The sequence below is a fragment of the Empedobacter sp. UBA6745 genome (assembly GCF_002453775.1).
GTDB classification, from domain to species: Bacteria; Bacteroidota; Bacteroidia; order Flavobacteriales; family Weeksellaceae; genus Empedobacter; species Empedobacter falsenii_C.
Window position 1 is genome coordinate 106,092 of record NZ_DKHL01000001.1, and the last position, 12,669, is coordinate 118,760.

The 12,669-nt window shown below is 33.6% G+C and carries 14 protein-coding genes; 8 read left to right on the forward strand and 6 right to left on the reverse strand.

Annotation, left to right across the window (positions count from 1 at the left end):
• Positions 1–24 precede the first annotated feature (24 nt).
• The 6 genes from B4H69_RS00605 to B4H69_RS00630 all read right to left on the reverse strand — a co-directional run bounded on the left by B4H69_RS00605 (position 25) and on the right by B4H69_RS00630 (position 5,077).
• Complete coding sequence (locus tag B4H69_RS00605; protein ID WP_038332021.1) at positions 25–816, reverse strand: (Fe-S)-binding protein; 792 nt, start codon at positions 814–816, stop codon at positions 25–27.
• A gap of 39 nt (positions 817–855) precedes the next feature.
• The gene (locus B4H69_RS00610) at positions 856–1,284 is read right to left on the reverse strand and encodes an LNS2 domain-containing protein (RefSeq protein WP_038332019.1); all 429 of its coding nucleotides are present in this window, start codon (positions 1,282–1,284) and stop codon (positions 856–858) included.
• A gap of 71 nt (positions 1,285–1,355) precedes the next feature.
• Entirely contained in the window at positions 1,356–2,681 is a 1,326-nt protein-coding gene (locus tag B4H69_RS00615) for a (Fe-S)-binding protein (protein WP_291092468.1), read from the reverse strand.
• Positions 2,682–2,734: 53 nt separating this feature from the next.
• Entirely contained in the window at positions 2,735–3,709 is a 975-nt protein-coding gene (locus B4H69_RS00620; RefSeq protein ID WP_038332017.1) for an MlaD family protein, read from the reverse strand.
• 59 nt (positions 3,710–3,768) lie between these two features.
• Positions 3,769–4,674, reverse strand: coding sequence for an N-acetylmuramoyl-L-alanine amidase family protein (locus B4H69_RS00625; RefSeq protein ID WP_291092344.1), 906 nt, complete (start codon positions 4,672–4,674; stop codon positions 3,769–3,771).
• Positions 4,604–5,077 carry an N-acetylmuramoyl-L-alanine amidase family protein gene (locus B4H69_RS00630; protein WP_422653361.1) on the reverse strand — a complete coding sequence of 158 codons (474 nt, stop codon included), beginning with the start codon at positions 5,075–5,077 and terminating at the stop codon, positions 4,604–4,606. The genes B4H69_RS00625 and B4H69_RS00630 overlap by 71 nt, the downstream gene beginning before the upstream one ends.
• 60 nt (positions 5,078–5,137) lie before the next feature.
• Between B4H69_RS00630 and B4H69_RS00635 the strand changes: the two genes are divergently transcribed.
• From B4H69_RS00635 to accC, 8 genes are all read left to right on the forward strand, one after another.
• The gene (locus B4H69_RS00635) at positions 5,138–7,750 is read left to right on the forward strand and encodes a putative LPS assembly protein LptD (protein ID WP_180906859.1); all 2,613 of its coding nucleotides are present in this window, start codon (positions 5,138–5,140) and stop codon (positions 7,748–7,750) included.
• A 12-nt stretch (positions 7,751–7,762) separates the two neighbouring features.
• Positions 7,763–8,149, forward strand: a complete 387-nt coding sequence (locus B4H69_RS00640) for a RidA family protein (RefSeq protein ID WP_125348731.1) — start codon at positions 7,763–7,765, stop codon at positions 8,147–8,149.
• Positions 8,150–8,158: 9 nt separating this feature from the next.
• On the forward strand, positions 8,159–8,635 hold the full coding sequence (locus B4H69_RS00645) for a hypothetical protein (protein WP_180904996.1): 477 nt from the start codon (positions 8,159–8,161) through the stop codon (positions 8,633–8,635).
• 9 nt (positions 8,636–8,644) lie between these two features.
• Positions 8,645–9,718, forward strand: a complete 1,074-nt coding sequence (pdxA, locus tag B4H69_RS00650) for a 4-hydroxythreonine-4-phosphate dehydrogenase PdxA (RefSeq protein WP_180904997.1) — start codon at positions 8,645–8,647, stop codon at positions 9,716–9,718.
• Between the two features lie 72 nt (positions 9,719–9,790).
• Positions 9,791–10,372, forward strand: a complete 582-nt coding sequence (locus B4H69_RS00655) for a YceD family protein (protein WP_291092350.1) — start codon at positions 9,791–9,793, stop codon at positions 10,370–10,372.
• A 55-nt stretch (positions 10,373–10,427) separates the two neighbouring features.
• Positions 10,428–10,625, forward strand: a complete 198-nt coding sequence (rpmF, locus tag B4H69_RS00660) for a 50S ribosomal protein L32 (RefSeq protein WP_019975824.1) — start codon at positions 10,428–10,430, stop codon at positions 10,623–10,625.
• 125 nt (positions 10,626–10,750) lie between these two features.
• On the forward strand, positions 10,751–11,233 hold the full coding sequence (accB, locus tag B4H69_RS00665) for an acetyl-CoA carboxylase biotin carboxyl carrier protein (protein WP_038332002.1): 483 nt from the start codon (positions 10,751–10,753) through the stop codon (positions 11,231–11,233).
• A 20-nt stretch (positions 11,234–11,253) separates the two neighbouring features.
• Entirely contained in the window at positions 11,254–12,618 is a 1,365-nt protein-coding gene (gene accC, locus B4H69_RS00670; protein WP_291092353.1) for an acetyl-CoA carboxylase biotin carboxylase subunit, read from the forward strand.
• Positions 12,619–12,669: the final 51 nt, after the last annotated feature.

A 12,669-nucleotide genomic window follows, 5' to 3' on the forward strand; every position in this document is an offset into this window, starting at 1 on the left:
TTTATATTATTTTTATAAATTCGATTATAAATCTTTCGCTTCCATAATCAATTCAGCTAAGTCTTTTACCATAACCGTTGATTCTTTTTCGAAGTGTTTTACACCGTCTGTCATCATTGTATTACAAAATGGACAACCTGTTGCGATAATGTGCGGCTCTTTCTCTAAAGCCTCTTCTGTACGTTCTACATTGATGTCTTTGTTTCCTTTTTCTGGTTCTTTGAACATCTGCGCTCCACCAGCACCACAACATAATCCACGTGTTTTGCAACGTTTCATTTCGACTAACTCGGCATCTAATTTTTCGATTAATTCGCGAGGCGCTTCATACACATCGTTACCGCGTCCTAAATAACAAGGATCGTGGAAAGTGATTCGTCTTCCTTTGAACGTTTCAGAGCCTTCTAATTTCAATTTACCTTCGTTGATTAACTGTTGTAAATATTGAGAATGATGCAAAACTTCATACTCTCCACCTAAACTCGGGTATTCATTTTTTAAGGTATTGAAACAATGTGGACAAGTTGTAACGATTTTTTTCACTTCGTAAGCATTCAGAACTTCGATGTTCATCATGGCTTGCATTTGGAAAACAAATTCGTTTCCGGCACGTTTCGCAGGATCACCTGTACACGATTCTTCTGTTCCTAAAACGGCGAATTCTACGCCAATATTATTTAAAATCTTAACGAATGCACGTGTTATTTTTTTAGCTCTATCATCAAAACTTCCAGCACATCCAACCCAAAACAAAACTTCTGGTTGTTTGCCTTCGGCCATATATTGAGCCATTGTTTTAACTGTAATATTTGACATATTTTTTTGTAGTCTTTGTGTTATTTGAATGGATTTGGTTTAATGTTTTCCATCATCAAAAACTTGAATCGAAACATTTTTTTCTACCAAATCTGTAAATTTACCATTGTATCGTGTCGCTTTTACTAAATGGTTGTCTACCCAATGATAATTTCCTCCACGAGGTTTTCCCATTAAAAGTCCATGATATTTGAAACCATGTTTGTTCAACCAAATTTCTGTGTACTCACGATGTTCTTCTGTACGTGATGTAAAAAATGTGATAATATGTCCTTCGTCGTACCATTTGTTTAATGTTTCTAAAGCATCTGGATATAACTCCGCAGTTAGCATACGTTCTGGTTCTTCGTTTGGAATATCATCGCAAATTGTTCCATCAATGTCAATTAAATAATTCTTGACATTTTCTGGTAAAATAGGACTTACTCTTTCTCCGTTTTCAATTTTTTCCTCTAAGAAATTTTCCATGTGTGTTGTGTTTGTGTGTTATGTATAAAAATTAATAGTTCTTTGAGAATGAGTAATTGTATTTTACAATTTTAATCGTTTGCCCAATTCAATCTATCCGCATTGTTAAATTGCCAAGGAGCTCCATTGTTTTCGACATTTGTCATCATCATGTTCAACTCGTTTGGTGCAGCAGATTGTTCCATTACCAAATAACGACGTAAATCAACAATAATTGATAACGGATCGATATTTACTGGACAAGCCTGTGTACATGCATTACAAGATGTACATGCCCATAATTCTTCTGGCGAAATGTAATCGTTGACAAGCATTTTACCATCATCTACAAAACTTCCGTTTATATCGATGTTTTTACTTACTTCTTCTAAACGATCGCGCGTATCCATCATAATTTTTCGAGGAGATAATTTTTTCCCTGTCAAATTTGCTGGACATTCAGATGTACAACGCCCACACTCCGTACATGTGTAGGCATTCAATAATTGTACTCTGTTTAAATCAAAAATATCTTTTGCTCCAAATGTTTCTGGCTCTCCCTGTGGTTCGGCAGGTGCTGCGTAAGGATCTGCATTTGGATCCATCATCATTTTTACCTCATCTGTTACAGATTGTAAATTATTGAATTCTCCTTTTGGTTCTAACTTAGAAAACCATGTATTTGGAAAAGCCAAAATGATGTGTAAATGTTTTGAATAATACAAATAATTTAAGAAAAAGAAAATTCCGATGATATGAAACCACCAAGCTGCTCTTTCTATAATTGTAATAAATGTAATGTCATTAAATTGACTAATAATTGGCGCTGTTAACCAAGATGAAATTGGAAAAGATCCTGTTTCGATATAATGAGTTGCACCCATTTTTTGTAACACTTGATCTGCACCGTTCATTGTAAACAAAGCCAACATAAATGCAACCTCCATAATTAGGATATAATTAGCATCGTCTTTTGCCCAGCCTTTCATTTCTGGTTTCCAGAAACGCCCAACTTTCACAAAGTTTCTTCTACAGAAGAAAATGATACACGAAACCATCACCAAAAAGGCTAAAATTTCGAAAAATCCAATCATTCCGTTATAGAAACCTCCTAAGAAACTTAGAATACGGTGTGTTCCGAATACACCATCGATGATAATTTCTAATACTTCGATATTGATTAAAACAAATCCTACATAAACAAAGATATGTAGAATACCAGCAAGAGGACGAACAGTCATTTTACCTTGTCCTAAAGCTACACGAGCCATCGTTTTCCACCTTTCCGCAGGATGATCGAAACGATCGATTTCTTTTCCTAATTTGATGTTACGTATAAGCTTCTTTACGTTTTGTGCAAAGAACCAAATACTTCCTATCATAATTAGAAGAAAGATTACATTTGGAATGTACTTCATCATTTTTTATTAGTCTTTTTGTGAGTTTTGAGTATTTAATTTTAGTTTTGATCTTATGGCTGAACTGGTTGCTTTTTACCAAAAACAGAAATATTAACATAACGACTTGGGTTTTTCTTTAAGTCAGTTACCAATTCATTCATATTTTTGATTGTTGCTTCAAGCTCGTTAGCAAGTGTTTCGTCTTTTGCTAATTTTCCTAAAGAACCTTTTCCATTGTTCATATCTTCTAACAATGTATTTAAGTTTTTAGATGCATTTTCGAAATTCTTAATCACTTGATCTAATTCTAACGCATTTAATTTATCCGCAGTTTTTCCAAATTTGTCAACCGTAGCTTTTGCAGAAGCCATTGTAGCACTTGCATTATTAAGCGTAGTGTTCAATGTTTTCTCGTTTGTTTTGATCAAATTATTTGCACTATTTGATGTTGCAGTCAACGATTGCGCTGTTTTGTCGAACGAATCAATTGTATGATTCAAGTTTCTCAACATTGCTTTAATATCTTGTTGAGTTGACGGATCTAATACGTTATTTACGCTTCCTAATGTTTGATTAAAACTTAATAAAACACTATCTAATTTTGCTTGAGTTGGTGTTAATTGTTTCGTCAAACCATCTAACATTCCGCCTGCAATACGACCTTGTAAATAATCACCATCTTTTGCTACATCTGGTCCATAGTCTAATAAAAGTCTAACTTCTGGTCCAGACATAATTCCTGGTTCGTAAATTTCTGCAATTGTTTTTTTCGAAAATTGAATATCTTTTTCGACAGAAATCACGACTTCAAAATAGATAGGTTTTGCAGTATCTATAATTTTAATTTCTTTCACCTGACCAACTCTCAAACCGTTTACAGAAACAGGTTTAGAAGGAGCTAATCCGCTTACATTTTCGTATTTTACTGTAAACAAACGTCCTGATGAAAAAATATTTTGACCTTTTAAGAAATTGAATAGCATGAAAAAACCTACTAAGGTTAAGATGGTAACAACTCCTATTTTTAATTCTTTAGATAACTTCACTTGTTATGATTTTATGCAAAAATAAAATTTAATTTGTAAAGAAACATTTTATATTACGTTTACATTGGTTCTTCGCCATTAAATGTAACGATAAAGGCGTTTCTAAAACCTTTGTCTTGTACTTGTTTCAATGTTTTTTGAGCAGATTCCATTGTTTTATCAGAACCATAATAATATTTCTGAAGTCCACCTTCTTTTACTCGCAACACATTTGTCAATCCATTAAACTTTTCGTCTTTGTCTTTATATTTTTTATTTGATGTCATAAACTGAACACGATAATTTTTACCGCCTTCTAATTTTTTATTCGTTTCAAATTCCACAATTTTAGCACCAGAAAATCCTTTACGTTTTACCGTTTGCAACAAATCATCTGCACGAGATTGCAAATCTGTTTCCCCGTAATAATAGACGTAATTATCACCTTCCTGAATCACATCTAAATCTGTTAAACCTCTTAATTGAGGTGAAGTTGAAGAGAATTTCATTTTAGATTCCATTACCCTTACCTTCAATTTTTTTCCTTCTACAGGTTTTTCAACTTTTTTAACTGGTTTAGGTTTTTCGTCCTCGTCCTCTACTCCACTTCTACGATCATATTCTTTTTTGAATTGTTTAAAAGCTTCATAAATTGTAGTCGTCGTTTTATCTTTTCCTTCGTCTGATGCTAAAAAAGTTCCTTCATCATAATTCGAAATAAAACCTAACTCAACCAAAACTGAAGGCGAAGCATTTCCTCTCAATACGTGAAAATTTGCTTGTTTAACACCTCTACTTTTTCTGAAATCACGATTCACGAAACCTTTTTCTACCAAATCTGCAAAACGAATAGATTGCTCTTTGTAAGCTGCATTCATAATCTCGAAAGCGATAACTGCTTCTGGATCATTTGGATTAAATTTTTCGTAACGTTCTTGATCTTTCTCTAAAAACACAACCGAGTTTNNCACGTTTAGAAACCTCATCTGTTTCGTTAGATCTTTTCAATCCCATTACAAATGTTTCTGTTCCTGTTGCGCTTTTGTTATCAGCCGAATTACAGTGAATCGAGACAAATAAATTCGCATGATTATCATTTGAAATTCGTGTACGTTCCCATAATTCTAAAAAAATATCTGTGTCACGTGTTAAAACAACTTTAACATCTTTGTGATTTTTCTTAATTAATTCCGCCAATCTTTTCGAAACATCTAACGTGATATTCTTTTCATAATCAGCGACTCCCCTTGCTCCAGCATCATGTCCACCATGACCAGCATCAATAACAATTACAAAATTTTGCTTTTTTTGTGCAAATGAAAATGTAGAAAATACCATCATCATCGCAAAAAATAAATACTTTTGTATGTTAATCATTTTTAAACTCATACTATAGGTTTGTTTTTTTGATTAATTTTGACGCAATTTATAAAAAATAAGTTTTTCAATTTGTTTACAAAGGCAATTAAATCGATTTTATTTTTTAGTCCAGTTATGGTTTGCACCGTTTCTTTTGGACAAGTTAAGCAAAATAATAACGATAAAGATCACTCTAAGATAGTTTCTGATTCAGTAAAATTAGATACTATTATCCCTGTAAAAGAGAAATTAGAGTTTGTGGTAGAGCACAATTCCGAGGACGAAATACATAATCGTAAAAAACGTATGACTTACCTTTTGCGTAAGGCACATGTAGTTTACGGCGATATGACTATTGATGCAGATTATATCGAACTAAATTGGGATACAGGTGATGTATATGCCGAAGGTAAGCGCGATTCTATTGGGAATATTATTGAAAAAACTAAGTTTACACAAGGTCAACAAGAAATTTTGCAAGATGCTTTCAAAGTAAATTTCAAAACGAAAGTTGGAATTGCGTATAACATTCGCATGACGCAAGAAGATGGAATCATCATTGCTGATAAAGCGAAACGTGTCAATGATTCGGTAATGTTATTAAAACGTGCCGATTTTACAACGGATACTTATTTTAAAGAAGGAAAAGATACTCGACCAGATTATTTTCTTCGTGCCAAAGAAGGAAAAATGATTGATAAAAATGGTAAGAAAACATTGATTACCGGACCTATCAATATGTGGATTTATGACGTACCGACACCCTTAGCATTACCATTTGGTTACATACCAGCGATGGGTGCAAAACGTGCCGCAGGTATTTTGATGCCTCGCCCAGGTGAACGTACAAATCTTGGTTTCTTTATCGAAGATTTAGGATTTTATGTTCCATTTGGAGATAATTTTGATTTAAAACTTTCGGGGGATGTTTATACAAAAGGTAGTTGGGCTGCTAGAGCCGAGTCTACCTATAAAAAACGTTATAAATACAATGGACGACTTGCAGCCAATGTAGAAAATCGCTTAACTGGTATCAAAGGTCTTACAGAAGGTTCTAATGCGTTTTCTAAACAAAATATGTTTGGTGTAATGTGGTCGCATAGCCAAGACCCAAAAGCAAATCCATATTGGTTATTCAATGCCAATGTTAACTTTTCGAGTTCGAAATATTACCGTGAATCTGTACGAAATCAATACATCAATACTGGACAAGTTTTTACAAACAACGTCAACTCGTCTATCAACTTAACAAAAAACTTTGAGAATGCACCTCTAACAGCTCAATTGAGTATGTCGCACTCTCAAAACTATAATACTGGAGATATTAACATTGCATTTCCTCGTTTCAATTTGACAATGTCTCGTATTTTCCCTTTTGCAAAGAAAAATATGCCAAAAGAAGGTTTAATTCAAAATCTTGGTTTAACGTATAGTATGCAAGCAGGAAATGAAGTTAACACCAACGACAAAGATATTTTTACAGACAAAATGTGGAAAGATCAAATGCGAATGGGAGCCAATCACAAAATTGGTTTGCAAACAGGTATTACACTTGCTAATTATTTCCCATTAACACTTTCTTCTGACTATAATGAAGTTTGGGGTGATAATCGTTTGATTAAAAATTACAATTCTGTTAACGGAAAAGTAGAAGACACAACATTGAAAGGATTCAATTCTTATCGAACATTTAATTTCAATGCTTCTGTTTCAACAAATATTTATGGATTATATCTTAATCCAAATAAAGATGCTAAGATTTTAGGAATTCAGCACGTAATTACACCATCTATTGGTTATAGTTATACACCAGATTTCCAAAGTCAATCTTGGGGATATTATAAAGCGTATCAAAACCAAAATCAAGAAGAAGTTTGGTACAACCAATATCAAAACATGTTATATGGTGTATCAATTCCTGGTTTAACAAATTCATTAAACTTTGGGCTTTCGAATAACTTGGAGATGAAAATCAAAGATTCAAATGATCCGAAAGGTTTCAAAAAAGTGAAGATTTTTGAATATTTACGTTTGAGTTCATCTTATAATTTCTCTGCGGATGAATTTAAACTTTCTCCAATTAGTATTAATGGAATGACATCTTTGTTTGATAGAAAAGTTAATGTACAATTCTCATCAACTGTTAATCCATATAAAATTCAACGTTACATTAATGCTGAAGGAAGTGAAGTTGCTCAATACATTGATGAACTTGGCTTAGGAAATCTTCGTATTTCGAATATGACATTAGGAACTGGTTATACTTTTGACAATAGTACATTTGGTGGAAAACGTTTCGATGCCAAGAACTATAAAAAGCGTGGAACAGTTCGTGATGAAAATTTCTATTATGACAGCGACAATTATGCTCAATTTGCTATTCCTTGGAGTTTAACAGCTAATTTAAGTTATAATTATAGCAAAGGAACAGAACGAAAAGGAAGTAGCACAGGCTCTATTGCAATGAATGGTAAAATTTCGCCAACACCATATTGGGCAATTTCAGCAAATGCAACTTACGATTTCATCAAAAGTGAAATTACTTATGTACGTTTTGGTTTTGAAAGAGATTTACGAAGCTTTACCTTATCATTCAACTGGACACCAATGGGAACATATAAAAGTTATGATTTCTTTATCGGAATCAAAGCATCAATCTTACAAGATTTAAAATACAACGATAGATCAAGACTTAATTACTAAAAAAATATTAATATGAAAAAACAAATCGTTCATACAGAAAAAGCACCTCAAGCAATTGGACCTTATTCACAAGGTGTAAAATACAACGGATTTATTTACACATCAGGACAAATTCCTTTTAATGTAGAAAAAAATGAATTGGTTACAACAGGTATTCAAGATGAAGTTCATCAAGTGATGAAAAATGTAATTGCAATTTTAGAAGCGGGCGGAACAACAATTGACCAAGTTGTAAAAACAACAATTTTCGTTAAGGATTTAAATGATTTCAATGCAGTTAACGAAGTTTATGCTTCTTATTTTAATGATGAAAATTATCCTGCACGCGAATGTGTAGAAGTTGCTCGTTTACCACGCGACGTAAATGTTGAAATTTCTGTAATCGCCATTGCAGACTAATAAAATATTATGCTAAAAGACAAAACTGTATTAAGAAACACAATTGCTGTAATAGTAGGATTAGCTGTTATCTATGCTATCATACAATTTGGTCTTATATACAACGCGGATAGATTAGGATGGGACGACAAAGTTTTTCCGGAATGGAGACACATCATCAAATATTTTTCGCACCAAGAAGGGAAAAAATTCGAAGTTCAATTTTTTGGATCAATGCTAGCAATTAGTGGAATTGCAGCTTTAGTTGGAGGTGTCATAACAGCACTTATCGTAAGAAGAGCTAAACAAGCTTACACGATGTTTGTAGGTTTTATTGTGTTAATCGTTGCTTTAGGCGACGTTCTTATCACGCCTTATCACCCAACTTGGTACGAAATTGCGATCTGTCCAGTTTTATTCTTTTCATCATGGATTGGAGGTTTAATTGTAGATTTGATTTACAAGAAGTTTTTCAAAAAATACAAACCGTCCAGCCAATCATATTAAACTAAAATTATGTCTGAAAAAGATAGAAAAATTAGAGTTGCCATTTCGATTGGTGATTATAACGGAATCGGAATTGAGGTTATCTTAAAAACCTTACAAGAAAAAGAAATAACTGAGTTTTTTACACCTGTTATTTTCGGTTCAACCAAATTATTATCGTATCAAAAAGATCGTTTAAAATTTGACCGAATCAATTTTCAAGGTATTCAAGATGCAAATCAAATTGTAGACGGAAAGATCAATGTGGTTAATCTTTGGAAAGATCAAATTGATGTACACTATGGTAAAGTAACCAAAGAAGCTGGTGAACACGCTTATCAATCATTAAAAGCGGCTGCAAAATCTGTTTCAGATGGTTTTACAGATGTTTTGGTAACGGCTCCAATTAATAAAGATAACATTCAGTCCGAAGAATTTCATTTCCCAGGTCATACCGAATATTTAGGAGAAGTTTGGGGAGGAAAACCTTTGATGTTCTTAGTTTCAGAGAAATTGAGAGTTGGTTTAGTCACGCAACATATCCCGATTAGCGAAGTTGCAAAACAAATTAATTCAAAATCTGTTTATGCAAAAATTCAACAAATTCATAAAAGTTTGATTGAAGATTACGCTATCAGCAAGCCTAAAATTGCTGTTCTTGGGCTTAATCCTCATGCAGGCGATAATGGTCTGTTAGGATCAGAAGAAAAAGAAATTATTTCGCCTGTTATCGAGCGTTGCATTAACGAAAATCAATTAGTTTTTGGACCTTATTCGGCAGATAGTTTTTTCAATCCAAGTAATTTAGACGCTTTTGATGCTGTTTTGGCCATGTATCACGATCAAGGATTGGTTGCTTTCAAAACAATTAGTTTTGATGAAGGAGTTAATTATACAGCTGGATTAAAATTTGTACGAACTTCGCCAGATCATGGTGTGGCTTACGACATTGCAGGAAAAGGAATTGCAAACGAAGAATCATTTAAGGAAGCTATTTTTTCAGCGATCGAATTATATAAAAATCGAAACGAATACCAAGAGCTAACAAAAAATGTATTGCAACATATTCCTCTAAAATTAGAAAAAGGCGATAATAAAGAATAAAAATTTAAAATAAGTTGCAAAGAGCTATTAATTTTAAATAAATTAGATTATCTTTGCACACCTTTTTGTGGTATGAACAAGTTAAAAAATTATAATATTGTATTTACAAGCTTGCCTTTTGGTAAGAGTGATTTTACATTCGAATTATCACAATCGTTCTTTGATTTATTTGAAATTGAGCAAGATTTTGACAATCCTAATTTAATTGCAACAATTATTTTAGATAAAAAATCGACAATGCTTGAGTTAGAAATCAGCTTAAAAGGAGACATTACAGTTCCTTGTGATTTGACTGGAGAATTGTTTCAGCAAGAAATTTCGAATAATGCAGAATTAATTGTTAAATTTGGCGACGAGTTTGACGATACTGATTTTGAGATGTGGGTAATTCCAAGAGAAGAATACCAAATCAATGTTGCACAAGTTCTTTATGAATTGGCAATGCTATCAGTACCAACAAAACGAATTCATCCCGATGTCTTGAATGGCAAAAGCGATTCTGAAATGATTGAATTGTTAGACCAATACAGCATTTACGAATTAGACGAAGATGCAGAAGACGAGCATTACGATGAAGACAACAACAATGATGACGATGACGATAATAACGACATTGATCCTCGTTGGGCAAAATTGAAAGATTTGAAACCTTAATTGGTTTTTATTATTAAAATAAATTATAGAAATAAAGAAAAAAAAGTAGTTAGATATGGCACATCCTAAGAGAAGACAGTCGTCAACAAGAAGAGATAAACGTAGAACACACTACAAAATCGAAGCTCCACAATTAGCAATCGATAAGACAACAGGTGAAGCACACTTATACCACAGAGCTCACTGGTCTGACGGAAAATTATACTACAAAGGAAAAGTAGTATTAGAAAAAGTACAAGAAGTTACTGAATAATATAATCTTCGAAAGATTTTGAAGCTGTTTCTAAAAAGAAACAGCTTTTTTTATTTTTTTTTCAATACCTTTGAAATCGTTTTATAGAAAACAAACATAAAAGGTCAAATAAAAAACCGCATTATATGGACATTAAAGACATTCAAAATTTAATTAGATTCGTATCAAAAGCAGAAGTTGCTGAAGTGAGCATCAAACAAGATGACATCGAAATCAAAATCAAAACTTTAGCAAGCGTACCTGCACAAGTTGCATCTCAACAAATTTATGTACCACAAGCTCCTGTAGCTCCAGTTGCCGCTCCTCAAGCGTCTGCAGCTGCACCAGCAAATAACTCTACAACATCAGCAGAAGAAGAAAACAGTAATTTAATTACAGTTAAATCTCCTATGATTGGTACTTTCTACCGTTCTGCAGGACCAGGTAAAGAACCTTTTATTAATGTAGGTGATGCTATTGCTCCAGGTAAAGTTTTATGTATTGTTGAAGCAATGAAATTATTCAACGAAATCGAATCAGAAGTTTCTGGAAAAATTGTAAAAATCTTAGTGGACGACGCTAGTCCAGTTGAGTACGATCAACCATTATTCTTAGTTGATCCAGCTTAATCAATTACATCTAAAAAATTATGTTTAAAAAGATATTAATCGCTAATAGAGGTGAAATTGCAATGCGTATTATACGTACTGCAAAAGAAATGGGAATCAAAACGGTTGCCGTTTACTCTAAAGCAGACGAGACTTCATTACACGTACGTTTCGCTGACGAAGCTGTGTGTATTGGTCCTGCTCCAAGTAAAGATTCGTACCTAAAAATGGCTAACATCATCGCGGCTGCAGAAATTACTGACGCGGATGCTATTCACCCAGGTTATGGGTTTTTATCTGAAAACTCTACTTTTTCTAAAATCTGTGCTTCTAACGGAATCAAATTCATCGGTGCTTCTGCAGATAATATCGACCGTATGGGAGATAAAGCCAATGCGAAAGCTACTATGAAAGAAGCTGGTGTTCCTGTAGTACCAGGTTCTGATGGTTTATTAGAAAGCTATGAGCAAGCTTTAGAGGTTGCGCGCGAAATTAAATACCCAGTTATGATGAAAGCTACTGCCGGTGGTGGTGGTAAAGGTATGCGTGCAATTTGGAAAGAAGAAGATTTATTACACGCATGGGAATCTGCTCGTACAGAAGCTGCTGCAGCTTTTGGTAACGACGGAATGTATATGGAAAAATTAATCGAAGAACCACGTCATATCGAGATTCAAGTTGCAAGTGACCAAAACGGTAAAGCTTGTCACTTATCAGAACGTGACTGTTCTATTCAACGTCGTAATCAAAAATTAGCAGAAGAAACCCCTTCTCCAATCATGACAGACGAATTACGTCAACGTATGGGAGATGCAGCAGTTAAAGCTTGTGAATATATAGGTTATGAAGGTGTTGGCACAATTGAATTCTTAGTTGACAAACACGGAGATTTCTACTTTATGGAAATGAATACTCGTATCCAAGTAGAGCATCCAATTACTGAGCAAGTAACAGGTTTCGATTTAATTCGTGAACAAATTATGTTAGCGGATGGTGAGCCAATCTCTGGTCAAAACTATTATCCAAACGGACATTCTATCGAGTGTCGTATCAATGCAGAAGATCCTTATAACGACTTCCGCCCTTCTCCAGGAAAAATTACAAATATTAATATTCCTGGTGGTAACGGTGTTCGTGTTGATACACACGTTTATGCTGGATATACAATTCCACCAAATTACGATTCTATGATTGCAAAAATCATTGTTACTGCACAAACGCGTGAAGAAGCAATAGCAAAAATGAAACGTGCGTTAGGGGAATTTTATATCGAAGGTATCAAAACAACGATTCCTTTCCACTTACAGTTGATGGATAATCCAGATTTTATCGCGGGTAATTACACAACTAAATTTATGGAGGATTTTGTTTTTGACGAATCTTACGCAAATTACGGAGAATTATAAGAAATTAAATTTTCGAAATATTGAAAATCCAGAACGTATATTCTGGATTTT

Coding starts and splice junctions, on each gene's coding strand:
- accB (WP_038332002.1), top strand. CDS start 10,751: ATGGACATTAAAGACATTCAAAATTTAATTAGATTCGTATCAAAAGCA.
- accC (WP_291092353.1), top strand. CDS start 11,254: ATGTTTAAAAAGATATTAATCGCTAATAGAGGTGAAATTGCAATGCGT.
- pdxA (WP_180904997.1), top strand. CDS start 8,645: ATGTCTGAAAAAGATAGAAAAATTAGAGTTGCCATTTCGATTGGTGAT.
- B4H69_RS00605 (WP_038332021.1), bottom strand. CDS start 816: ATGTCAAATATTACAGTTAAAACAATGGCTCAATATATGGCCGAAGGC.
- B4H69_RS00640 (WP_125348731.1), top strand. CDS start 7,763: ATGAAAAAACAAATCGTTCATACAGAAAAAGCACCTCAAGCAATTGGA.
- B4H69_RS00610 (WP_038332019.1), bottom strand. CDS start 1,284: ATGGAAAATTTCTTAGAGGAAAAAATTGAAAACGGAGAAAGAGTAAGT.
- B4H69_RS00655 (WP_291092350.1), top strand. CDS start 9,791: ATGAACAAGTTAAAAAATTATAATATTGTATTTACAAGCTTGCCTTTT.
- rpmF (WP_019975824.1), top strand. CDS start 10,428: ATGGCACATCCTAAGAGAAGACAGTCGTCAACAAGAAGAGATAAACGT.
- B4H69_RS00645 (WP_180904996.1), top strand. CDS start 8,159: ATGCTAAAAGACAAAACTGTATTAAGAAACACAATTGCTGTAATAGTA.
- B4H69_RS00615 (WP_291092468.1), bottom strand. CDS start 2,681: ATGAAGTACATTCCAAATGTAATCTTTCTTCTAATTATGATAGGAAGT.